At 63.0% G+C, this 23062-nt stretch carries 17 protein-coding genes; 12 read left to right on the plus strand and 5 right to left on the minus strand.

Annotated features, from left to right (window positions below; translation table 11 throughout):
- Window positions 1-57: 57 nt before the first annotated feature.
- From pepB to AHA_RS08885, 11 genes are all read left to right on the plus strand, one after another.
- Window positions 58-1341 (plus strand): aminopeptidase PepB, encoded by a 1284-nt coding sequence (gene pepB, locus AHA_RS08835; RefSeq protein ID WP_011705640.1) that lies wholly within the window; start codon window positions 58-60, stop codon window positions 1339-1341.
- A gap of 269 nt (window positions 1342-1610) precedes the next feature.
- A complete protein-coding gene (ndk, locus tag AHA_RS08840; RefSeq protein WP_011705641.1) occupies window positions 1611-2039 on the plus strand; it encodes a nucleoside-diphosphate kinase in 429 nt (142 codons plus the stop codon).
- 168 nt (window positions 2040-2207) lie between these two features.
- The gene (locus AHA_RS08845; RefSeq protein ID WP_011705642.1) at window positions 2208-3311 is read left to right on the plus strand and encodes a bifunctional tRNA (adenosine(37)-C2)-methyltransferase TrmG/ribosomal RNA large subunit methyltransferase RlmN; all 1104 of its coding nucleotides are present in this window, start codon (window positions 2208-2210) and stop codon (window positions 3309-3311) included.
- A 12-nt stretch (window positions 3312-3323) separates the two neighbouring features.
- On the plus strand, window positions 3324-4115 hold the full coding sequence (gene tapF, locus AHA_RS08850; protein WP_011705643.1) for a PilW family type IVa pilus biogenesis/stability lipoprotein TapF: 792 nt from the start codon (window positions 3324-3326) through the stop codon (window positions 4113-4115).
- Window positions 4105-5043 (plus strand): RodZ domain-containing protein, encoded by a 939-nt coding sequence (locus AHA_RS08855; RefSeq protein ID WP_011705644.1) that lies wholly within the window; start codon window positions 4105-4107, stop codon window positions 5041-5043. Before tapF ends, AHA_RS08855 begins: the two co-directional genes overlap by 11 nt.
- Before the next feature lie 10 nt (window positions 5044-5053).
- A complete protein-coding gene (gene ispG / locus AHA_RS08860) occupies window positions 5054-6169 on the plus strand; it encodes a flavodoxin-dependent (E)-4-hydroxy-3-methylbut-2-enyl-diphosphate synthase (protein WP_011705645.1) in 1116 nt (371 codons plus the stop codon).
- Between the two features lie 138 nt (window positions 6170-6307).
- On the plus strand, window positions 6308-7585 hold the full coding sequence (gene hisS, locus AHA_RS08865; RefSeq protein WP_011705646.1) for a histidine--tRNA ligase: 1278 nt from the start codon (window positions 6308-6310) through the stop codon (window positions 7583-7585).
- A 3-nt stretch (window positions 7586-7588) separates the two neighbouring features.
- Complete coding sequence (locus AHA_RS08870; RefSeq protein ID WP_011705647.1) at window positions 7589-8239, plus strand: YfgM family protein; 651 nt, start codon at window positions 7589-7591, stop codon at window positions 8237-8239.
- Complete coding sequence (gene bamB / locus AHA_RS08875) at window positions 8232-9416, plus strand: outer membrane protein assembly factor BamB (RefSeq protein WP_024944077.1); 1185 nt, start codon at window positions 8232-8234, stop codon at window positions 9414-9416. The genes AHA_RS08870 and bamB overlap by 8 nt, the downstream gene beginning before the upstream one ends.
- Window positions 9417-9490: 74 nt before the next feature.
- Window positions 9491-10990, plus strand: coding sequence for a ribosome biogenesis GTPase Der (der, locus tag AHA_RS08880; RefSeq protein ID WP_011705649.1), 1500 nt, complete (start codon window positions 9491-9493; stop codon window positions 10988-10990).
- A gap of 104 nt (window positions 10991-11094) precedes the next feature.
- Window positions 11095-11328 (plus strand): zinc ribbon domain-containing protein, encoded by a 234-nt coding sequence (locus tag AHA_RS08885; RefSeq protein WP_011705650.1) that lies wholly within the window; start codon window positions 11095-11097, stop codon window positions 11326-11328.
- 358 nt (window positions 11329-11686) lie between these two features.
- On the opposite strand, the gene mltF is transcribed toward AHA_RS08885, so the two are convergent.
- Window positions 11687-13177: a membrane-bound lytic murein transglycosylase MltF gene (mltF, locus tag AHA_RS08890; RefSeq protein ID WP_011705651.1), complete on the minus strand. Its 1491-nt coding sequence runs from the start codon at window positions 13175-13177 to the stop codon at window positions 11687-11689.
- A gap of 149 nt (window positions 13178-13326) precedes the next feature.
- Between mltF and purL the strand changes: the two genes are divergently transcribed.
- On the plus strand, window positions 13327-17232 hold the full coding sequence (gene purL, locus AHA_RS08895; RefSeq protein WP_164927600.1) for a phosphoribosylformylglycinamidine synthase: 3906 nt from the start codon (window positions 13327-13329) through the stop codon (window positions 17230-17232).
- Between the two features lie 61 nt (window positions 17233-17293).
- Here the strand turns inward: purL and AHA_RS08900 are convergent, their stop codons facing one another.
- The 4 genes from AHA_RS08900 to nuoN form a co-directional block, all read right to left on the minus strand.
- Window positions 17294-18820 (minus strand): HD domain-containing phosphohydrolase, encoded by a 1527-nt coding sequence (locus tag AHA_RS08900; RefSeq protein ID WP_011705653.1) that lies wholly within the window; start codon window positions 18818-18820, stop codon window positions 17294-17296.
- Window positions 18821-18835: 15 nt separating this feature from the next.
- Window positions 18836-20269, minus strand: a complete 1434-nt coding sequence (locus AHA_RS08905) for an HD domain-containing phosphohydrolase (RefSeq protein WP_011705654.1) — start codon at window positions 20267-20269, stop codon at window positions 18836-18838.
- Window positions 20266-21396, minus strand: a complete 1131-nt coding sequence (locus AHA_RS08910) for an FIST signal transduction protein (RefSeq protein ID WP_011705655.1) — start codon at window positions 21394-21396, stop codon at window positions 20266-20268. The genes AHA_RS08905 and AHA_RS08910 overlap by 4 nt, the downstream gene beginning before the upstream one ends.
- Before the next feature lie 189 nt (window positions 21397-21585).
- Window positions 21586-23049: an NADH-quinone oxidoreductase subunit NuoN gene (nuoN, locus tag AHA_RS08915; protein WP_011705656.1), complete on the minus strand. Its 1464-nt coding sequence runs from the start codon at window positions 23047-23049 to the stop codon at window positions 21586-21588.
- Window positions 23050-23062 lie beyond the last annotated feature (13 nt).

Consider the following 23062-nt stretch of genomic DNA (forward strand, 5'->3'; position numbering starts at 1 on the left):
AAAAAGTGCCACGGCCTGCGTATTATCTGTCACCCGCTGGCTGCAGGAGGTGAGTGCATGAACATCTGGTTGAGCCGAGAATTTGCCGCTCCCGAGTGGGGTGAGGGGGCGCTGCTCTCCCACCGCGCCGACGGCATGGTGATCCATCTGGTGACCGCCAGCCCCTTGCTGGATATCCAGCAGGCGGCACGGCGTCTGTGCAGTCAGGGGATCCAGCAGGTGGTGCTGGCCGGTCACTGGGAGCGCGAGCAGCAGTGGGCCTTTGCCCAAGGGCTGCAGACCCCCAAGGTGGAGGTCGAGCTGCAGTGGGCCACTTCATCCGAGGAGGATCGGGAGGAGCTGGAGGCGCGCTGGCTGTGCGGGCGCTGGGTGCGGGAGATGACCAATGCCACGCCGGAACAGCTGGGGCCGCTGGAGCTGGCGGTTGAAGCTGCCGCCTTCATCACCGAGTTGGCGCCGGACCGGATCAGTCATCGCATCCTCAAGGGGGAAGCCTTGCAGCAGGCGGGTTGGGTCGGTCTCTATCAGGTCGGCCGTGGCAGCGAGCGCGAGCCCGTGCTGCTGGAGCTGGACTTCAACCCGAGCAAGGATCCCAAAGCCCCGGTGGCGGCAGCGCTGGTGGGCAAGGGCATCACCTTCGACTCTGGCGGCTACTCCATGAAGACCTCCCAGGGCATGCTGACCATGAAGCACGACATGGGCGGTGCCGCCATCGTGACTGGCGCCCTGGCGCTGGCTATTCTGCGCGGCCTCGACAAGCGGGTGAAGCTCATCCTCTGCTGCGCCGAGAACCTGGTCTCCGGTCACGCCTACAAGCTGGGCGACATCCTCACCTACAAGAACGGCACCACGGTGGAGATCGTGAACACCGACGCCGAGGGGCGGCTGGTGCTGGCCGACGGCCTGCAGCTGGCCGGGGATTCCGGTGCGCCGCTGGTCATCGACGCCGCGACCCTCACCGGGGCGGCGGTGATGGCGCTGGGGGGGCGTTACAACGCCCTGTTCGGGCTGGACAAGGGGCTGGTGAGCCGCGCCATGGGTTATGCGGATGCCGAACAGGAACCCGCCTGGCCGCTGCCGCTGGAACCCTGGCATCGCCAGCAGTGCCCGTCCCACTATGCCGACACCGCCAACAGCCGGCCCGTGCCGGGTGGCGGTCCGGGTGGTGCCTCCAACGCGGCGGGCTTCCTCTCCCGCTTTGTCGCCAATGAGGGGCAGGGCTGGCTGCACGTTGATCTCGCTGCCTGTTTCAGCGAGAACGGTGACAACCTGTGGGCGCCGGGGGCCAACACCCTGGGGATGCGCACCATCGCCCACACCCTGCTGGCGGAGGTCCGCTGACCGGCAACGACAAGGGCACCTGCGGGTGCCCTTTCGACAGGGGGAGGGTGGGCAATAGCCTGGGTTTCAGGGGGTTAACATGACTATCGTGCACAAGCGCACATTTTTTCCTGCCGGCCTGGGCCAAGATGAGTGGTGATGTTGTTTTAGGGAAGAATTTGTTTAATAAAAAGTTGCTTTTCTGTGTGTTATTTCGCTTTTTGTTTACGTATAATCGCCGCCGAACATGGATTCTAACAATAAATCTCTGTAGTTAAGGAAAGATCTCAATGGCCATCGAACGTACCTTCTCCATCATCAAGCCGGATGCCGTCAGCAAGAACCTGATCGGTGCCATCTACAACCGTTTCGAGAGCGCTGGCCTGAAAGTCATCGCCGCCAAGATGCTGCACATGAGCAGCGAGCAAGCCGCCGGTTTCTATGCCGAGCACCAGGGCAAGCCTTTCTATGACGGCCTGGTCAGCTTCATGACCTCCGGCCCTGTCATGATCCAGGTGCTGGAAGGCGAAGAGGCGATCCGTCGCCACCGTGAAATCATGGGCGCCACCAACCCGAAAGAGGCCCTGGCCGGCACCCTGCGCGCCTGCTTCGCCGAGAGCATCGACCGCAACGCCGTGCACGGCTCCGATGCACCGGCCTCCGCTGCCCGTGAAATCGCCTACTTCTTCTCCGACGCCGAGATCTGCCCGCGCGGCTGATTTCTGTCGAAAGAACCCCAAGGGAGCCTCGGCTCCCTTTTGTTTTTTGGTCATTCGGTCAATATCCACTTATTCTCCAGGTGGAAAGCCGGACCCATAATTTGTACAATGCCGCCCCCTGACGTAGGTCAGCCGATAATTTATGAAGTGTGTGAGCTGAGGCCCTTGATGAGCGAAACAAAAACCAACCTGCTGGATCTTGATCGGGATGCCATGCGTGCCTTCTTCGTCGAACTGGGCGAGAAGCCGTTTCGGGCAGATCAGGTGATGAAGTGGATCTATCACTTTGGTTGTGATGATTTCGATCAGATGAACAACGTCAACAAGGTGCTGCGCGAGCGCCTCAAGGCGATCGCCGAGATCCGGGCGCCGGAAGTGAGCCGTGAACAGCGCTCCTCCGACGGCACCATCAAGTGGGCGCTGCAGGTCGGCGGTCAGGAGGTGGAGACCGTCTACATTCCGGAAGAGGATCGGGCGACCCTGTGCGTCTCCTCCCAGGTAGGCTGCGCCCTGGAGTGCAAGTTCTGCTCTACCGCCCAGCAAGGCTTCAACCGCAACCTGAAAGTCTCCGAGATCATCGGCCAGGTATGGCGCGCCGCCAAGATCGTCGGCGGCAAGCGTCCCATCACCAACGTGGTGATGATGGGGATGGGCGAGCCGCTGCTCAACCTCGCCAACGTGGTACCGGCCATGCGCCTGATGATGGACGACTTTGGCTACGGCATCTCCAAGCGTCGGGTGACCATCTCCACCTCCGGCGTGGTGCCGGCGCTGGACATGCTGGGCGACCAGATTGACGTGGCCCTGGCCATCTCCCTGCACGCGCCCAACGACAAGCTGCGCTCCGAGATCATGCCGATCAACGACAAGTACAACATCGAGGAGTTCCTCGCCGGTGTCCGTCGCTACCTTGGCAAGTCCAACGCCAACGGCGGCCGGGTGACCGTGGAATATGTGCTGCTCGATCATATCAATGACGACATGCAGCACGCCCACGAGCTGGCCAAGGTGCTCAAGGATACCCCTAGCAAGATCAACCTGATCCCGTTCAACCCCTTCCCGGGCAACCCCTATGGCAAGCCGAGCAACAGCCGTATCGACCGTTTTTCCAAGGTATTGATGGAGTACGGCTTCACTGTCATCGTCCGCAAGACCCGTGGCGACGACATCGATGCGGCCTGTGGCCAGCTGGTGGGGGAGGTGATCGATCGCACCAAGCGCACCATGAAAAATCGGATGCAACAGGATGGGATTTCCGTCAAAATGGTTTAACTTGCTAAGCCATTGTATAGTCAGGGAATGGATACACGTACATTGATCGTAGTGGCAGCGCTCTGCGCGCTGCCAGGCTGTGTTACCGAGACCACTTACGCTGGCCAGAATTCCACCCAGCGTGAAGTGGGTCCCGATCTCAAGGCGGCAGCCCAGACCCGTCTGGATTTGGGTATTCAATATCTGCAACAGGGGAACGCCGAGCAGGCCAAGTTCAACCTTGACCGCGCGCTGCAGTATGACCCTGCCAACCCTCAGGTTTACGTCGGTTTTGCCTACTTCTACCAGCAGGTGGAAGATTTCAAGGCGGCCGAAGAGAGCTACAAGAAAGCCCTTGCCATGGATCCGTCCAATGCTGACGCGATGAACAACTATGGCGCCTTCCTTTGCAATCGTGGTCGCTTCGACGAGGCGGAAAAGGCCTTCCTGCAGGCCGTCAGCCAGCCCAACTACATCAAGATTGCCGATACCTATGAAAACGCGGCACTTTGCGCCGCGCAAAATCGCAGAAATGATAAAGCAAGCGAGTATTATCGCTTGGCCTTGGGGTATAATCCCCGCAATCCAAGGTTATTGCTGGACATGGCGGAGCTTTCCATGAAAGATGGCAAGCTGCCTGATGTGCAGGCCTATCTCGCCCGTTTTGCCGATGTGTCAGACGAGAACGAGAACAGTCTCTGGTTGAGATTGCGGCTGGCGCAGGCCATGGACAAACCGGCACTACTTCACCAATTCGGGACTGAGCTGGTAAGGCAATATCCCACTTCGCAACAAGCCAAGCGTTACTTAGCCAATGACTACTGAACAGCCACACGATTTTCAAGACGACTCCCAGGCAGTTGGCCCAGGCCAGCTGCTGCGCAACGCCCGTGAACAGCTCGGCTGGACACGAGAACAGGTTGCGTCTCGCATTCACCTTCGTCTGACCCTGATTGCCGCGATCGAATCGGATACGTATGACAAGCATACGTCCCATACCTTCATTCGCGGTTATCTGCGTACTTATGCCAAGCTGGTCGGTATCCCGGAAGAGACCATCCTCGCGGCTTATGACAAGCTGGGGCTGACTCCCCCCGACAACATCGACATGCAGAGCTTCTCCCGTCGCTCCCGTCAGCAGGCCAACGACAGCCGCCTCAAGGTCGTCACCTGGCTGGTGATCCTGGTGCTGATCGCACTCTCCGTCGCCTGGTGGTGGCAGAGCACGGCGCGTCGCTCCGCCGGTGACGAGGCCCTGGCCGCGACTGAAATGGGCGCAACCAGCAACACCCCGAGCGCCACAGTGCCGCCGGCGGTGGACGTGGCTGACCCTGTGGTTGCTCCGGCAACTTCCGCTGCGGCCGCGACCTCGGCTGATCCCGTAGTGAGCGCCGCTGCGACCACGCTGCCGGTCGATGCCAGCAGCGCCGTGGCGACCACGGCGGTTGCGACCTCTGCCGCCACTGCCACGCAACCGGCTGCCGATACCGCCGCGAGCGAGCCGGCCAAGGTGCCTCAGCTGAAGATGAGCTTCACCGCCGACTGCTGGCTGGATGTCAAGGATGCCAAGGGCAAGACCCTGTTCAGCGGCCTCAAGAAGGCCAATGACGAACTGGTACTGGAAGGACCCGAGCCGCTCAAATTCATCATTGGTGCGCCCATGGCCGTCAATATCGAATATCAGGGCAAGTCCATCGACATGAGCCGTTACAACAACGGCCGGACTGCTCGCCTCTCACTGCCGCAGGAGTAATCTGTCCGCCATGTCCGCTCACGAATCTCCCATCATTCGTCGTAAATCCAGGCAGATCATGGTCGGTAATGTACCGGTTGGGGGCGATGCCCCCATCACGGTGCAGACCATGACCAACACCAAGACCACGGACGTGGCCGCCACCGTCGAGCAGATCCAGCGGATCGAGCGGGTTGGCGCCGACATAGTTCGGGTCTCGGTGCCCACCATGGAAGCGGCGGAAGCCTTCAAGCTCATCAAGCAGCAGACCCGCATTCCCATCGTCGCCGATATCCATTTCGACTACCGCATCGCCCTGAAAGTGGCCGAATACGGTGCCGATTGCCTGCGCATCAACCCTGGCAACATCGGCAACGAGGAGCGGGTCCGCGCCGTGGTCGACTGCGCCCGTCACTACAACATCCCGATCCGCATCGGCGTCAATGGCGGCTCGCTGGAGAAAGACATTCAGGAGAAGTACGGTGAACCGACCCCGGAGGCGCTGCTCGAGTCAGCCATGCGCCACGTGGACTATCTGGATCGTCTGAACTTCGACAACTTCAAGGTGAGCGTCAAGGCGTCCGACGTCTTCCTGGCGGTCGGCGCCTATCGCCTGCTGGCCAAGCAGATTGAACAGCCGCTGCACCTTGGCATCACCGAAGCGGGCGGTTTTCGCGCCGGCGCGGTGAAGTCCGCCATCGGTCTTGGCATGCTGCTGAGCGAAGGCATCGGCGACACCCTGCGCATCTCGCTGGCGGCCGATCCGGTGGAAGAGATCAAGGTGGGTTTCGACATCCTGAAATCCCTGCGCATCCGCTCCCGCGGCATCAACTTCATCGCCTGTCCCTCCTGCTCCCGCCAGGAGTTCGACGTCATCGGTACGGTCAACGCTCTGGAAGAGCGGCTGGAAGACATCATCACCCCGATGGATGTCTCCATCATCGGCTGTGTGGTGAACGGCCCGGGTGAGGCGCTGGTCTCGGATCTGGGCCTGGCAGGGGCGGCCAACAAGAGCGCTTTCTATGAGGGTGGTCAGCGGGTGGACCGGCTCGACAACAAGGATCTCATCCCGATCCTGGAGCGCCGCATTCGCGCCCGGGCCGCCATGCTGGATCCGGCCAACCAGATCCAGGTGGACGAGGGTTGAGCAACCAAGGGCCACTCAGGGTGGCCCTGTCTTTAGGTTGCTGATTTTACATCCCGCATTGGAATACCCTGATTTTACCTCGGGGTCGAAAATCCCTATAATGCGGCCAAATTTTACCTCTTTTTCTCGAGTATCAACGTGGCAAAACAGATCCAAGCTATTCGCGGTATGAATGATTGCCTGCCGGAGCAGAGCCCGGTATGGCAGAAAGTAGAACAGATCCTGCGCCAGGTCGTGGCCAGCTATGGCTACAGCGAAGTGCGCATGCCGATTGTCGAGCAGACCCATCTGTTCAAGCGCGCCATCGGTGAAGTGACCGACGTGGTCGAAAAAGAGATGTACACCTTTGAAGACCGCAACGGCGACAGCCTGAGCCTGCGTCCGGAAGGCACCGCCAGCTGCGTGCGTGCCGGCATCGAGCACGGTCTGCTTTACAACCAGGAACGCCGGATGTGGTACATGGGCCCCATGTTCCGTCACGAGCGTCCCCAGAAGGGCCGCTATCGCCAGTTCCACCAGTTCGGGGTCGAGCTGTTCGGCATCAACGGGCCGGACATCGATGCCGAGCTTATCATGCTGACTCACCGCCTGTGGCGTCTGTTCGGCATCAGCGAACACGTGACCCTGCAGCTCAATACCCTCGGTCAGAGCAGCGAGCGCGCCGCCTACCGCGATGCGCTGGTGGCCTACCTGGAGCAGTACAAGGATCAGCTGGACGAAGAGAGCCAGCGCCGCATGTACAGCAACCCGCTGCGGGTGCTCGACTCCAAGGACGAGAAGGTTCAAGCCATTCTGGTGGGCGCCCCGCGTCTGTTCGATCACCTGGGCGAAGAGAGCCTTGCCCACTTCGAGGGGCTCAAGCGCCTGCTCGAATCCGCCGGCATCCAGTACGAAGTGAACGAGCGGCTGGTACGCGGCCTCGACTACTACAACCTCACCGTGTTCGAGTGGGTCACCAACAGTCTGGGGGCTCAGGGCACCGTCTGTGCCGGTGGTCGCTACGACGGTCTGGTGGAGCAGCTCGGTGGTCAACCGACGCCGGCTGTGGGTTTCGCCATGGGCATGGAGCGACTGGTGCTGATGCTCGAGACCCTCGAACTCAACGGCGATATCCGCCCGGCGGTGGATGTCTACCTGGCCATGGTGGGCGAGGGCACTGAACAGGCCGGTTTCCAGCTGGCCGAGCGGCTGCGCGATGCCCTGCCTGACTTGCGCCTGATGAGCCACTGCGGCGGCGGCAACTTCAAGAAACAACTCAAGCGTGCCGACAAGAGCGGCGCGGCCATTGCCCTGATCCTTGGCGAGACCGAGGTGCAAAACGGGGAGATCACCATCAAATATCTGCGTGGCCAGGCCGAGCAACAGACCGTCACGGTCGACGCCGCCATTGCCCTGCTGGCAGCCAAAGGAGAGTAAGCTGTGGAAGTTTATACCACCGAAGAACAACAGGTTGAGGTCATCAAGAGCTGGTGGAAAGAGAACGGAACCTCGGTGATCGCAGGAACTGTTATCGGTCTGGTTGGACTCTTTGGCTGGCGCTACTACAACGAGCATCAGCAGACCAGCCAGGAGACCGCCTCCCAGGCTTACAACGAGATGGCTGCCCAGCTGGCCAAGGGCGATGCCGCCGGCTTCGAGCAGGCGCAAAGCTTCATCAGCGCCCACAAGGGTGACTCCTATGCCGAACTGGCTGCCCTGCAGCTGGCCGCCGCCGCCGTCAAGGCCGGCAAGCTGGATCTGGCCGTCGAGCAGCTGACCCAGGTGGCCACCAGCGGTGACGAGAGCATTCGTCCCATCGCCGCCCTGCGTCTGGCCCGGGTTCTGAACGATCAGGGCAAGGCTGACGAGGCGCTGGCCCAGCTTGGCAAGATCAACAACGATGCCTTCAAGGCCCAGGTCGCGGAAGTGCGCGGCGACGTGCTGCTCAAGCAGGGCAAGGCCGAAGAGGCGCGCGATGCCTATCAGGCGGCGGCCGATGCCGGCGGCCTGCAGGGCAGCGCCGAGCTCAAGCTGAAAATGGACGATCTGGCGTTGCCAGCGGTGACCACGGGTGAGGCTCCGGATGCGTAATCTGTTCAAGATGGTGGTGTTGGGGGCTGCGGTCTCCTTCGCCCTGCAGGGGTGCTCCCTGTTCAGTTCGGAAGAGGATCTCAACCCGATGGCGCCGCTGCCCAAGGTCGAGTCCGCCTTCACGGCCGATACCAGCTGGTCCTCCTCGGTGGGTGACGGCATCGGCGACTTCTACTCCCAGCTCAAGCCGGTGGTGGAAGAGGAGCGCATCTATGCCGCCGCTCGCGATGGCGATGTGACCGCCTTTGACCGCGAAAGCGGCAAAGAGCTGTGGAGCGTGGATCTGGCTGATCTGCCGATCAACGCCGACAAGCGCAGCGCCCGCCTCTCCGGTGGCCTGGTATCCCGTTACGGCAAGCTGTTCCTGGGTTCCGAGAACGGGGTGGTGTACGCCCTGAACCAGGAGAACGGCGAAGTACTGTGGCAGACTTCGGTGCCGGGTGAAGTGGTGGCAAGCCCTGCCGTCGAAGATGGCCGGGTGGTGGTGCTGACCACCTCGGGTCGCCTGGTGGCGCTCGATACCGATGAAGGCAAGCTGCAGTGGACGCTGGCGGAAGAACAGCCGCCGTTGACCCTGCGCAGTGCCGGCGCCCCCATCATCACCAACGGCGCCGTGCTGTACGGCCGCGCCGATGGCAAGGTGGGCATCGCCCTGCTCAGCAACGGTCAGCCGGTGCGCCAGTCCAAGGTCGCCGACCCGCGCGGCGCCACCGAGCTGGATCGGATGGTCGACGTGGACGCCACCCCGCTGATCGCCGGCGATGAGCTCTATGCCATCGCCTATAATGGCCAGCTGATGGCGCGCAAGCTGATGACCGGTGACGAGGTATGGAAGCGCAAGTATTCCGGCTACCGCGACATGGCGGTGACCGGCAATGCCATCGTGCTGACCGACAGCCGCAGCCACCTGTTTGCGGTTGACCGTCGCAATGGTCTCGAGCTGTGGTCCAATACCCAGCTGGAAAACCGCACCGTGACCGCCCCCGTCATCCTGGGTGACTATGTGGTGGTCGGCGATGTGGAAGGTTACCTGTATTGGCTGGATCGTACCGACGGTACCATCAAGGCCATGCAGCAGCTCGACAGCAGTGGTCTGTACGCCGCCCCCCTGGTGGACGGTGACACCCTGTATGTGCAGAGCCGTGGCGGCAAGTTGTACGCTATCAAGCGTCCCTGATCGCCCGTCAATCTGAATATCCGGCTCCTGGTCTTCGGACCCGGAGCCTTTGTCGTCTTGAGAATGAGGCTTTTATGACTCCTGTAGTAGCCCTGGTGGGCCGCCCCAACGTGGGGAAATCCACCCTGTTTAACCGCCTGACCCGTACCCGGGATGCCCTGGTGGCTGACTTCCCCGGTCTGACCCGGGACCGCAAGTACGGCCAGGCGAAGTTGGGCGAGCTGGAATTTATCGTGGTGGATACCGGCGGTATCGATGGCACCGAAGAGGGGATCGAGCTGAAGATGGCCGAACAGTCCCTGCTGGCCATCGAAGAAGCCGACGTGGTGCTGTTCATGGTGGATGCCCGTGCCGGTTTGACCGCGGCGGATCAGGCCATCGCCGAGCACCTGCGCAAGACCCACAAGAAGGTGTTTCTGGTGGCCAACAAGACCGACGGCATCGACGGTGACTCCGCCGTGTCCGAATTCTACGGTCTGGCCCTGGGCGAGGTCTACCAGATGGCGGCCGCCCACGGTCGTGGCGTACTGAGCCTGCTGGAGCTGGCGCTGGCCCCCCATCTGGAGACCCTGGTCGACGCTGCCACACAAGAAACCGCGCAGGATGAGGAAGAAGAGGACTTCGACGAAGAAGCCCTGCTGCGCATGGTGGCTGCCGGTGAACTGGACACCAAGGAAGACACCAAGGAGACGCCGTTCGCCGATCTGCCCATCAAGTTTGCCATCGTCGGTCGCCCCAACGTCGGCAAATCCACCCTGACCAACCGTATGCTGGGTGAAGATCGGGTCATCGTCTATGATATGCCGGGTACCACCCGCGACTCCGTCTACATCCCGATGGAGCGTGACGAGCAGAAGTACGTCATCATCGACACCGCCGGCGTGCGTCGTCGCGGCAAGGTGCACGAGACGGTGGAGAAGTTCTCCGTCATCAAGACCCTCAAGGCGATTGAAGATGCCAACGTCTGCCTGCTGGTGATCGACGCCCAGGAGACCATCACCGATCAGGACTTGAGCATCCTCGGTTTCGTGCTCAACACCGGCCGCTCCGTGGTACTGGTGGTGAACAAGTGGGATGGTCTGGATCAGAAGGTGAAAGAGGACGTCAAGAACGAGCTCGATCGTCGTCTGGGCTTCATCGACTTCGCCCGCGTACACTTCATCTCCGCCCTGCACGGCAGCGGGGTTGGCCACCTGTTCGAATCCATTCAGGAGGCCTACCAGTCCGCTACCCGCCGTACCAGCACCGCCATGCTGACCCGCATCATGCAGATGGCGCAGGAAGACCACCAGCCGCCGATGGTGAACGGTCGCCGGGTCAAGCTCAAATATGCCCACGCCGGTGGCTACAACCCGCCGCGCATCGTGATCCACGGCAACCAGCTCAACGATTTGCCGGATTCCTACAAGCGCTACCTCATCAACTACTTCCGCAAGTCGCTGAAGATCATGGGGACGCCGGTCCGGGTCGAGTTCCAGGAGTCGGCCAACCCGTTCGAGGGCAAGAAAAATACCCTGACTCTGAGCCAGGAGCGTCAACGCAAGCGCCTGCTCAAGGCCAAAGCCAAGAAATAAGGCCCAGCGGCTGCCCTCACCGGCAGCCGTTTTTTCTAGGGCCAAGGGGAGGGGAATGTGCAGTGGGCTGACCCACTGCACATTCACTTTGCAAGGAGCCAACCATGAGCCACCTTCACTGCCCTGCCTGTCAGGGCGAGCTGGACAGTCGCAGCCGCGAGACCACCTGCAGCCAGTGCCAGGCCCGTTTCCAGATCCGGGCCCTCTGCCCGACCTGCCGGCAGGAGCTGGAGCGGCTCAAGGCCTGCGGCGCGGTGGATTACTTCTGCAATCACTGCAACAGCCTGGTATCGAAGCGGGCAGTGGTCTTTGAGGTGAGCCCGCTGGCGGGGAATTGAGGCGATAAAAAACCCGGCGATTGCCGGGTTTATGCTGTGTGTTCTGCTATCAGCAAGGTGAAGGAGCGGTTTCGGCGCCATATCTTGCGTTTGATGTCATTGAGCTTGAGTTTGCGTCTGGGGCTCCAGCCGCACTTTGCTTTTCTGACCAGTGTCGTTCTTCTGCGAGCTCGCATCTTGGTCTCCTCCCATTGGGTGGCCATCCCGGCCTTGGGTGATGATGGGAGCCTATCTGAAAGTGCTGTCATCCCGAGTGCAAGTGGATGAAATAGCGCGATAAAAACAATTTCGGATAGGCTCCGGTATGGTCGGATGGTAACAGAGAAACCACCCGAAAAACAAACCTGTCAACAAGGGATCAGCGCAGGGTGATCTGCTTGACCACTTCGGCGATGACGGTGGGGCGCTCGGCACTGGGCGGCTCGCTGCTGTCGTCATCGTCCAGCTCTTCACGGCGGTGGGCTTTCTGCTGCTCGTTGTCGAGCCAGAGCAGGCTCTGGTAGTACTGGCGCACGTTGTTGACGTAGTTGCGCGCCTCGCCGCCACGGGCATAACCGTAGCGTACCTTGCGATGCCAGCGCGACTGCTGCAGCAGCGGCAGCACCTCTTTCACATCGCTCCAGGCATCGGGATTCTTGCCAAGCTCCTTGGTCAGGCGGCGGGCATCCATCATGTGGCCGTAACCGATGTTGTAGGCGGTGAGGGCAAACCACACCTTCTCGTCATCGGGCACCGAGGCGGGCACTTTCTCCATCATCTGCTCCAGATAACGGGCGCCGCCCTTGATGCTCTCCTCCGGGTGCAGCCGGTTGTTGACCCCCATCGCCTTGGCGGTGGGTTCGGTCAGCATCATCATGCCGCGCACCCCGGTGTAGGAGCGCGCCTCCGGATCCCAGTGGGATTCCTGATAGCTGATGGCGGCCAGCAGGCGCCAGTCCACCACGTTGGCGTGGGTCTTGAACAGATCCTGATACTTGGGCAGCAGGCTCTTGGCCCGCTGCAGGAAGGTGCGGGTGTCGACGAAGTCGAAATTCTGCACGTGGCCGAAGTACTTCTCGTCGAGCTTGGCGATGGCGCCGTCCATGAAGCGCTGGCCGAAGAAGTCGATGATGCTGGCGTAGAGGCTGTCATCCGGCAGCTTGGTCATGGCCCAAGCCACGGTCTGGTTCTTGGCCAGGGTCATCCCTTCGGTGAGCTCGGGGTAGTAGCGTTGGGTGCGGGCCAGCACGGTATCCTGCACCACCGTGTAGTCAATCTTGCCGTCGGCCACCTGCTTGAGCAGCTCCTCCACATCGGCATCCCGATTGGTGCTCCACTTCAGGTTGGGGTACTGCTTGGCGAGCTCCTTGAGCAGATCTTCTCCGGTGGAACCAGCCGGCACCACTATGTTGCCCTTGAGATCGCCAATGTCCTTGGGCTTGGGAGAGCCGTTGCGATAGACCAGCTTGGGGGAGACCTGGTAGAAGCCGGGGCCGAAGCGAAACAGCTGGCGCCGCTCCGGGGTGACCACGATGGCGGCGGCAGCCAGATCCAGCTTGCCCTTTCTCAGCAGTTCCACCAGTTCGGCGGTGGAGTAGACCGGCACTATGGTCAGCTTGACCCCCAGCCAGTCGGCATAACTCTGCGCCAGCTCGTAATCGAACCCCTGGGCGGTGTCATCACGCTGGTAATAAGAGGTGGGGCCGTAGATGGTGCCAACCCGGATCTCGCCACGCTGGCGGATCTGCTCCAGCTGGCTGGAGGGGGTGTAGAAGTCGCAACCGACCAGGGTCAGCAGCAATGTCAGCCCGATAAACAGTCGAAAAATGCAGCGCAAGTAGGTGAGTACCCTTGTTGAAAAAATCGGCATTTGTCAAAAAAGAGGCACCTTTATACCAGAGAGTGTGCACCGAGTCACACTGGGCAAAACAAGAAAAACGTTTGTCCGGCATGGGCCTGATCCCTATAATACGCGCGTCTCAATTCCCCCCCACTTCAACACTTGGTGAGAAAGGTCATATGGATATCTTGCGTGGTGCCCCCGCACTGTCTGAGTTTCGTGTCCAAAAACTGCTGCAACGCTTCGCGCAGATGAAACAGGAGAGAGGAGTAGAGATAGAGGATGTCTATGCCGAATACGTGCACTTTGCCGAGCTCTCGAGCCCGCTGTCGCCACCGGAGCGAGCGACCTTGGGCCAGCTCCTGCGCTACGGCCCGACCATCCCCGAACACACCCCCAGCGGTCAGCTGTTTCTCGTTACCCCCCGCCCCGGCACTATCTCCCCCTGGTCTTCCAAAGCAACCGACATCGCCCATAACTGCGGCCTGAATCAGGTCAAGCGGCTCGAACGCGGTATTGCCTATTACGTGCAGGCCAAGGGTGAGCTGAGCGCCGCCCAGCGCGCCGACGTGGCCGCCGTGCTGCACGATCGCATGATGGAAACGGTGTTTGGCGAGATGAACGAGGCCGCCGCCCTGTTTGCCCATCACGAGCCGCGCCCCTTCACCCAGGTGGATGTGCTGGGCGGTGGTCGCGCCGCGCTGGCCGAGGCCAACGTGGCGCTCGGTCTGGCATTGGCCGACGACGAGATTGACTACCTGGTGGAGAACTTCCAGCGTCTGGGCCGCAACCCCAACGATATCGAGCTCTATATGTTTGCCCAGGCAAACTCCGAGCACTGCCGCCACAAGATCTTCAACGCCGACTGGACCATCGACGGTGAGCAGCAGCCCAAGTCGCTGTTCAAAATGATCAAGAACACCTTCGAGCAGACGCCGGATCATGTCCTGTCTGCCTATAAAGACAACGCTGCGGTGATGGAAGGGAGCCAGGGTGGCCGCTTCTTCCCGAGCCCCGCCAGCGGCGAGTATCACTATCATCAGGAGCGCGTCGACATCCTGATGAAGGTGGAGACCCACAACCACCCGACCGCCATCTCCCCGTTCCCGGGCGCCGCTACCGGCTCCGGCGGCGAAATCCGCGACGAGGGTGCCACCGGTCGCGGTGCCAAGCCCAAGGCGGGTCTGGTGGGCTTCTCCGTCTCCAACCTGCGCATTCCCGGCTTCGAGCAGCCCTGGGAGCAGGATTTCGGCAAGCCGAGCCGCATCGTCAGCGCGTTTGACATCATGCAGGAGGGGCCGCTCGGCGGCGCCGCCTTCAACAACGAGTTCGGTCGTCCGGCCATTCTCGGCTACTTCCGTACCTTCGAAGAGCAGGTGCCGAGCCACAACGGCGTCGAGGTGCGCGGCTACCACAAGCCCATCATGCTGGCGGGCGGTATCGGCAACATCCGCAGCGAGCACGTCCAGAAAGGGGAGATCCCGGTGGGGGCTGCCCTCATCGTGCTGGGCGGCCCGGCCATGAACATCGGTCTGGGTGGCGGCGCCGCCTCCTCTATGGCCTCCGGCCAGTCGGCCGAAGATCTCGACTTTGCCTCGGTGCAGCGCGACAACCCCGAGATGGAGCGCCGTTGCCAGGAGGTGATCGACCGCTGCTGGCAGCTGGGGGACGACAACCCCATCGTCTTCATCCACGACGTGGGCGCCGGTGGCCTCTCCAACGCCATGCCGGAGCTGGTGAGCGACGGCGATCGCGGCGGTCGCTTCGATTTGCGCGCCATTCCGAACGACGAGCCTGGCATGAGCCCGCTCGAGATCTGGTGCAACGAATCCCAGGAGCGCTACGTGCTGGCGGTGGCCAAGGAGAAGCTGCCGCTGTTCAAGGCGCTGTGCGAGCGCGAGCGCGCCCCCTATGCCGTCATCGGCAGCGCCACCGAAGAGAAGCATCTCACTCTCTCGGATGAGCACTTTGACAACCACCCCATCGACCTGCCGCTGGACGTGCTGCTGGGCAAGACCCCCAAGATGCACCGCGAGGTTGCAAGCCTGCCGGCGCAGGGCAAGCCGCTGGCGCTCGATGGCATCACGTTGGGTGAGGCTGCCGAACGGGTGCTGCGTCTGCCCACCGTGGCGGAGAAGTCCTTCCTCATCACCATCGGCGATCGCAGCGTGACCGGTCTGGTCAACCGCGACCAGATGGTCGGCCCCTGGCAGATCCCGGTGGCTGACTGCGCCGTCACCGCCGCCACCTACGACAGCTACCACGGCGAAGCCATGTCCATGGGCGAGCGCACCCCGGTGGCGCTGCTCTCCCACGCCGCCTCCGCTCGCATGGCGGTGGCGGAAGCGCTCACCAACCTGGCGCCGGCCCACATCGGCTCGCTCAAGCGGGTCAAGCTCTCCGCCAACTGGATGGCCGCTGCCGGTCACCCGGGGGAAGATGCCGGCCTCTACGAGGCGGTCAAAGCGGTGGGCGAGGAGCTCTGCCCGGCCCTTGGCATCACCATCCCGGTGGGCAAGGACTCCATGTCCATGAAGACCCGCTGGCAGCAGGATGGCAAGGAGCACAGCGTCACCTCGCCGCTCTCCCTGCTCATCTCGGCCTTTGCCAGGGTCGAGGACGTGCGCAATACCGTCACGCCGCAACTGCGTACCGATCTCGGTGAGACCGACCTTATCCTCATCGACCTTGGCAACGGCAAGCAGCGCCTCGGCGCCTCCGCCCTGGCCCAGGTCTATCGCCAGCTGGGTGACAAGGCGCCGGATCTGGACAACCCGGTCCAGCTCAAGGGCTTCTTCAACGCCATCCAGGCGCTGGTGAGCGATCGCAAACTCGTCGCCTACCACGACCGCTCCGACGGCGGCCTGTTTGTCACCCTGGTGGAGATGGCCTTCGCCGGTCACTGCGGTCTCGACCTGCAGCTGGATCGCATCGGCGGCGAGCTGCTGCCGGCCCTGTTCAACGAGGAGCTGGGCGCCGTCATCCAGGTGCGTCGTGAAGACAAGGAAGCGGTGATGACCCTGCTGGCCGGTCACGGCCTGGCCGCTTGCTCCCATGTGCTGGGCACGGTGCGTGAGGGGGATCTCATCACCCTGCAGCGGGCCGGTCAGGAGGTCTACCGCGCCAGCCGTACGGCTTTGCGTACCATCTGGGGCGAGACCAGCTGGCAGATGCAGCGCCTGCGCGACAACCCGGAGTGCGCGGATCAGGAGCATGCCGCCCGTCAGGACGCAGCCGATCCGGGCCTGCAGGCCAAGCTCAGCTACAACCCGGCCGAGGATGTGGCTGCACCTTACATTGCCCGCGGGGTCTCCCCCCGTCTGGCGGTGCTGCGCGAGCAGGGGGTCAACTCCCACGTGGAGATGGCGGCGGCGTTTGACCGCGCCGGCTTTGCGGCGGTGGACGTGCACATGAGCGACATCCTCGAGGGGCGCATCAAGCTGGATGCGTTCCAGAGCCTGGTAGCCTGTGGCGGCTTCTCCTACGGCGACGTGCTGGGGGCGGGGGAAGGCTGGGCCAAGTCCATCCTGTTCAACGACGGTGCTCGCGAGCAGTTCCAGCGCTTCTTCGAGCGCGGCGACACCCTCTCTCTGGGCGTGTGCAACGGTTGCCAGATGATGTCCAACCTGCGCGAGCTGATCCCGGGTGCCGATCTGTGGCCGCGCTTCGTGCGCAACCGCTCCGAGCGCTTCGAGGCCCGCTTCAGCCTGGTGGAAGTGCAGAACTCCCCATCGGCCTTCTTCGCCGGCATGGCGGGCTCGGTGATGCCGATTGCCGTCTCCCACGGGGAGGGGCGAGTGGAGGTGCGCGATGCCGCTCACCTGGCCGCGCTGCAACAGAGCGGGCTGGTGGGGCTGCGTTTCGTCGACAACCGCGGCCAGGTGACCGAGCAGTACCCGGCCAACCCGAACGGCGCACCGGCGGGTATCACCGCGGTGACTACCACGGACGGGCGCGCCACCATCATGATGCCGCACCCGGAGCGGGTGTTCCGCACCGTGGCCAACTCCTGGCACCCGGACAACTGGGGCGAGGACGGCGCCTGGATGCGGATGTTCCGCAACGCCCGGGTTCGTCTGGGTTAAGCGCGCATCGCAAACAAAAAAACCGGCCCCTGTGGCCGGTTTTTTTATGGCGGCTTGCCCGCTAGAACTGGCCGTGGCCCAGCTCATGGGGGGTGAAATCCCCGCGATCGAGGATGCGCAGGCAGGCATCGACCACCGCTGCATCCAGCTTGCTGCCGCGCAGCTCGATGATGTGGGCACGGGCCTGGGGAATGCCGAGGGCGGCGCGGTAGGGACGATCGGAGGACATGGACTCCACGATGTCGGCCACCGTGAGGATGCGGGCCTCCAGCAGGATCTGCTCGCCCTTGAGCCCCGCCGGGTAGCCGGAGCCGTCGATGAACTCGTGGTGCTGGTGGATCATCTGGGCGACGGGCCAGGGCAGGGCGATGTCCTTGAGCACCTGATAGCCGGCGCCCGGGTGCTCCTTGACCAGGTTGAACTCTTGGGGAGTCAGCCGACCCGGTTTGGTGAGGATGTTGAGCGGCACCTGGATCTTGCCGATGTCGTGCACCATGGCCCCCAGATAGAGCCCCCGCAGCCGCTTCTCGTCCAGCTTCAGCTCGCGGCCAATGGCCAGCGCCAGGGTGGCGACATGCTTCTGGTGGCCGGCGGTGTAGGGATCGCGCTGCTCCAGCACGGCGGCAATGGCACCGAGGGCATCTTCCAGCGCCAGCTCCAGCTGGCGGGCGTGCAGCACCTTGTCGCGCTGGGCGGTGAGATAGGCCTGCTGGGTCGCGCGCGCCTGCAGGCCGTAGGCAAGGTAGTCCGCCAGCTGGCTGAAGAGGTGCACCTCTTCGTCGGTGAAGGGGCGGGCCTGTTCACTGTGAATGAGCAGGCCGCCATGCCCGCCGGCGTGCCACTGCAGCGGCAGCAGCAGACGGGCGCGCAGGGTGGCCGAGTGGTGCACCAGCGCGCTGGCCAGGGCTTCGTTGCACGGCGCCCCGGTGCCGATGGCCTGATGCAGGGCGGGATCCCGGGTCAGCCAGTCGTCGCTGGCAAACCAGACCGCGTTGCCCGCCTGCGCCAGCACCTGCAGGGTGTGCTGGTCACTGTTTTCCTGCAGCACGGTGACGAGGGGAAAGCGGCCGTCGAAGGTGATGGCGTCGCAGATCTCCTGCAACAGGGTCTGCTCATCATCCTGCTTGAGCATGGCGTGGTGGGCGCGGCCGATGGCCTCCAGGGTCCAGGTGTATTGTTGCAACCGCTCCTGCTGCTGTTTCTTCTCGGTGATGTCGTCGAAGAAGACGCCGACCCCGACCACCTGGCCCAGCTCGTCGTAGAGGGGAAACTTGGTGGTGCTGAGCCAGCGGGCCTCGCCCCCCTTCAAATAGGGCTCTTCGTGGCGCTGGGTGGTGCCGCTGGCCATGACCCTCAGATCGTCATCCCGGTAGCGCTTGGCCAGCTCGGCCGGGAAGAAGTCGGCATCGCACTTGCCGACCAGCTCGGCCGGGGTGAGGGCGAGATCGCCAGCCAGCAGCCGGTTGCAGGCGATGAAGACGGAGCGGGTGTCTTTGAGCAGCACCCGATAGGGCAGCTGATCCATCACCTGGCCAAGCAGGGCGGCCGTGGGCAGCGGGGGAAAGGGCGGTGCGGGTCTTGAACTCATGTCATCCAGCCTCGGTCAAAGGGGGGCAAAGCGATAGCCCGCCTGCCACACGGCGAAGCAGGCGCTGACCACCTGCTCGTCGTAGTGGACACCGGCATAGCGGGTCAGTTCGGCAAAGGCATCGGTGAGGGACATGGCTCGCCGGAACGGGCGGTGGGCCGTCATGGCGGCCAGCGAATCGGCCACCCGGATGATGCGCGCCTCCAGCGAGATGGCATCCCCCTGCAGCCCCTGTGGATAGCCGCTGCCGTCCAGATTCTCATGGTGCTGCTGAACGATGGCGGTGATGGGCCAGGGGAAGTCTATCTGTTGCAGAATTTCACAGCCCGCCTGCGGGTGTTGCTTGATGAGCTCGAACTCCACCTCCCTCAGTGTGCGGGGGCGGGTGAGGATCTCCGCCGGGATCTGCAACAGGCCGATGTTGTGCACCATGGCGGCGAGGCCCAGCCCATCGAGGCGCTCCTGAGAGAGTTGCAGATGCTGGCCGATGGCCAGCGCGAGATCGTGCACACGTCGCTCGTGGCCCGCGGTGCCGGGATCCTTGTGGGCGATGGCGGAGGAGAGCGCCGCTATGGTCTGGAACAGCAGGGTCCGTTGCTGCTGCTCGCTCTCTTTGATGTGGGTGATGTCGACCAGGGCGCCGATGATGCCGGCCACCTCACCTTGATGGTCGTAGAAGAGATCCTTGAAGTTGAGCACCTGATAGCGGTGGCCGCTGCGATCAAACAGGGTGTGCTCGAAATATTGCGGCTGCCTGCTGCGCAGCACCTCCAGGTCGCGCTGGGTGTATTCGTCGGCCATCTCGGGGGGCAGGATCTCGTCCACCCGTTTGCCCTGCAGCTCGGCCTTGCTGATGCCGGTGATCTGGGTGAAGGTCGGGTTGCAGCTGATGAAACGCCCCTCGACATCCTTGTAGAACACCGGGATGGGGATAGCCTTGAGCAGGGACTCGTTGAAGCGCTGCATATCGACCAGCTCCGCCTGCTGGCGCAGGGCCAGCTGCTCGCTGTCCCGGCACAGCTGGATGGCGCGGGCCAGGTTGCCGAGGATGGGGCTGAACAGGTGGCAGAGCTGTTCCCCCTGCTGCTCCGCATTGGGGGAGAGCAGCAGCATCAGATAGCCTCCCTCGATCCGAAGCCGATAGGCAAACGGGTAGGGGCGCGAGCCTGGCAAGGGCAGCGCTGCCCGCAGGATGCACTGCTCGCCGTCGCTGACCCAGTGGGGCAGTGGGAGCGGCTCTCCCTGATGGCGAAGCAGCTGCTCGTCGCCGATCGCCTTGATGATCTTGTACTCCCCCTGCGGCAACTGCTGCAGCACCAGCCCGACCGGGCAGGCGCAGTGAAACAGAAAGCGCTGCAGCACCTTGGTCAGCAGGGCATCCAGCGTGACCTCGCGGCCGATGCAGAGGGCGAGATCGCAGACGATGGCCATGGCGTGGTCGTTGTTCATCGCAATCCCTCCCCATTGCAGAGAATGGCGCCGTTGTGAAACAGCGGATAGTCCCCCGGCCGCAGGTTGCCAATCTCGCCAAGGGAGAGGGCGCCGACCAGCTGGTGGGCGCCGCTGTGGCTGAAGAGGGTCTCCAGCTCCAGGGTGCTCTGCTCGCCGAAGTGCTGCTGGCGGCCGGCGCAGTAGTAGATCTCGAGGCGCTCCGGCGCCCCGTGCCGACTCAGCTTTTCGGCCAGCTCGATGGCGTGGGTGGTCGGGCTGTGCGGCGCCTTGAGCAGGGTGAGGATGCTGTGATCCGGCACTTCCCCGACGCAGAGCAGCGCCCCCTCGTCGGTGACGGCGACCGGGATGCGCACGATGACGTCGCCGTTGGCCCGCAGCAGCCCAAGCGGCAGGTGGACGCCGTACTGGTAGAACTGCTCCGGAGTCAGGCGCTGCTGGAACTGTTGCTGGACCAGGGCCTGGTAGCGGCTGAAGGCGGGCTGCCAGTCGATGAAGGAGATCTTGTTGCCCTCGCTGCTGGTGGCCAGCATGGGCTGGGCGGTGAGCTGATAGCCGTGCTCGAGCAGAGGGTAGCTGCGATGGGGCAGCAGGGTGCAGCAGACCGCCTGTTCCAGCAGTCTGTGGTTGTCGAACAGGCAGGGCATGGGGCGAAACTGGCCGCTGCCGGCATTGACGCCGGCATAGTGGACCCTGTCCGCGAGATGCAGATAGATCCCCTCGAGGAGGGAGGCGATGTTGGGGATCATGGCATCGAAGGTCAGAAAGAGGGTCGGTATGCCTTCGGCTGGCGGCCACTGGGCAAGCTGGGGGGCGAGCGCGTCGCAGAGCCGACGGGCCTGCTCATCGGCGCTGGCGACGGGATCGAGCGGGATGAGCAGCGGGGCGTGGGAAGCCGGGCGCGGCAGCAGCCAGGCACCGCGCTCATGAAAGCCGTGACGGCTGATGAGGCGGGGAAAGAGGGCGCCGCTGAGTTGAATTTCGAGGTGGCTACATTGCTGCTGCAGGTCGGCAACGTGCTCTGCATCCTGCTCGGTCAGCAAGACGTCGAGCCGCTGGCCGCGATAGGGGCGCAGTGCCTCGGCCAGTGGCTGCGTATCGAATGAATGAAACGCGGGCTGCATCATCGTTCGGAACTCCTTTCCTGCCAATCATCAATATATCAGCAAGGGGGGCTCGGTGGATACCCGGTCGTGTCCGGCAAGCAGCCATAAGCCGTTATAAAGGCAGATAAATTTGAGATGGCTGGTTAGGCATCCAGATTTGGGCAGATAAAAAAACCGGCCACTTGGGCCGGTCTTTGAGGGGGCGTGAAATCAGTGCAGCACCACGTTCTGGAAGCCCTGCACCAGGCTGATGACCGGCTGGGGATAGAGACCCAGTGCCACCACCAGCGCGGCGGAGAGCAGCACCACCAGACCACCGGAGGTGATGGCCCAGTCACCCTTGGCGTCGCGCAGCTGCATGCCGGGCTCGCGCAGGTAGAGGGTGACCATGACCCGCAGGTAGTAGTAGAGACCCAGCGCACTGCCGAGCACGATGGCGCCGGAGAGCCACCACAGCTTCGCATCGACGGTCACCCCGATCAGGTAGAACTTGCCGATGAAGCCGAGCGTCATGGGGATACCGGCCAGCGAGAGCATCATCACGGTCAGCACGGCGGTCAGGTAGGGACGACGCCAGAACAGGCCGCGGTAGCTGTGCAGGGAGTCCGCATCCTTGCCGCGATAGGGGCTGGACATCATGCTGATGACGCCGAAGGCCCCCAGGCTGGTGAACAGATACATCAGCAGATAGACGCCTGCCGCTTCCACCGGCATCTGGCCGAGACGGCTCGCCACGATCACCGCCAGCAGGTAACCGAAGTGGGAGATGGAGGAGTAACCCATCATCCGCTTGATGTTGGTCTGCAGCAGAGCCAGCAGGTTGCCGATGACGATGGAGATCACCGCCATGGCGGCCAGCAGCCAGTGGATCATGGGATCCGCGGCGGCGGGCACCGCCAGGTAGAAGCGCAGCAGCACACAGAACACCGCGATCTTGCTGACGGTGGCGAGGAAGGTGGCCACCGGTGCCGGCGCCCCTTCGTACACGTCCGGGGTCCAGAGGTGGAACGGCGCCAGGGAGAGCTTGAAGGCAAAGCCAACCAGCATCAGACCCAGACCGCCCATCAGCAGCGGGTGGTGAGCCGGGGTGGTGGCCAGGGTCAGCCCCAGATCGCTGAAGCTCAGGCTGCCGGCCTGGGCATAGAGCAGCGCCATGCCGAACAGCAGGAAGGCGGTGGCGGCGGCGGAGAGCACCATGTACTTGATGCTGGCCTCCAGCGAGTGGCGCTCGCGATAGGCGTAGCCTACCAGACCGAACATCGGCAGGGTCAGCATCTCGATCCCGATGAACAGGGAGGCGAGGTGACGGGAGCCGGCCAGCACCAGGCCACCGGCGGTGGCGATCAGCAGCAGCAGGTAGAACTCTTCCCGGTTGTCCGGATAGCCCTTGAGCCAGGAGCGGCCGAAGGTACAGGTCGCCAGGGCGCCGATGAGCACCAGCCCCATGTAGAAGACGGCGTAGCCATCGATCTGCAGCAGCGGGGTGACCCCCTGATCTCCTTGCGCCATAACGATGGGCAGGGAGAAGAGCGCCAGGTTGAGACCGGCGATGGTGACCACGAAGGCGGTGTCATCACACCGTTTCCAGGCGATGGCCAGCATCAGGGCCACCATGGCCCCGGTTGTCAGCAACAGGGGCAGCAGGGCCAGCAGTTGCGAAGCGGTGAAGGTCATTGCAGTGCTCCTG

The organism is Aeromonas hydrophila subsp. hydrophila ATCC 7966 (assembly GCF_000014805.1).
GTDB classification, from domain to species: domain Bacteria; phylum Pseudomonadota; class Gammaproteobacteria; order Enterobacterales; family Aeromonadaceae; genus Aeromonas; species Aeromonas hydrophila.

What these genes read in the sequence shown, in the direction of transcription:
- pepB (WP_011705640.1), top strand. Translation starts at nt 58, where the DNA reads ATGAACATCTGGTTGAGCCGAGAATTTGCCGCTCCCGAGTGGGGTGAG.
- ndk (WP_011705641.1), top strand. Translation starts at nt 1,611, where the DNA reads ATGGCCATCGAACGTACCTTCTCCATCATCAAGCCGGATGCCGTCAGC.
- AHA_RS08845 (WP_011705642.1), top strand. Translation starts at nt 2,208, where the DNA reads ATGAGCGAAACAAAAACCAACCTGCTGGATCTTGATCGGGATGCCATG.
- AHA_RS08855 (WP_011705644.1), top strand. Translation starts at nt 4,105, where the DNA reads ATGACTACTGAACAGCCACACGATTTTCAAGACGACTCCCAGGCAGTT.
- ispG (WP_011705645.1), top strand. Translation starts at nt 5,054, where the DNA reads ATGTCCGCTCACGAATCTCCCATCATTCGTCGTAAATCCAGGCAGATC.
- bamB (WP_024944077.1), top strand. Translation starts at nt 8,232, where the DNA reads ATGCGTAATCTGTTCAAGATGGTGGTGTTGGGGGCTGCGGTCTCCTTC.
- der (WP_011705649.1), top strand. Translation starts at nt 9,491, where the DNA reads ATGACTCCTGTAGTAGCCCTGGTGGGCCGCCCCAACGTGGGGAAATCC.
- AHA_RS08885 (WP_011705650.1), top strand. Translation starts at nt 11,095, where the DNA reads ATGAGCCACCTTCACTGCCCTGCCTGTCAGGGCGAGCTGGACAGTCGC.
- mltF (WP_011705651.1), bottom strand. Translation starts at nt 13,177, where the DNA reads ATGCCGATTTTTTCAACAAGGGTACTCACCTACTTGCGCTGCATTTTT.
- purL (WP_164927600.1), top strand. Translation starts at nt 13,327, where the DNA reads ATGGATATCTTGCGTGGTGCCCCCGCACTGTCTGAGTTTCGTGTCCAA.
- AHA_RS08900 (WP_011705653.1), bottom strand. Translation starts at nt 18,820, where the DNA reads ATGAGTTCAAGACCCGCACCGCCCTTTCCCCCGCTGCCCACGGCCGCC.
- AHA_RS08905 (WP_011705654.1), bottom strand. Translation starts at nt 20,269, where the DNA reads ATGAACAACGACCACGCCATGGCCATCGTCTGCGATCTCGCCCTCTGC.
- AHA_RS08910 (WP_011705655.1), bottom strand. Translation starts at nt 21,396, where the DNA reads ATGATGCAGCCCGCGTTTCATTCATTCGATACGCAGCCACTGGCCGAG.
- nuoN (WP_011705656.1), bottom strand. Translation starts at nt 23,049, where the DNA reads ATGACCTTCACCGCTTCGCAACTGCTGGCCCTGCTGCCCCTGTTGCTG.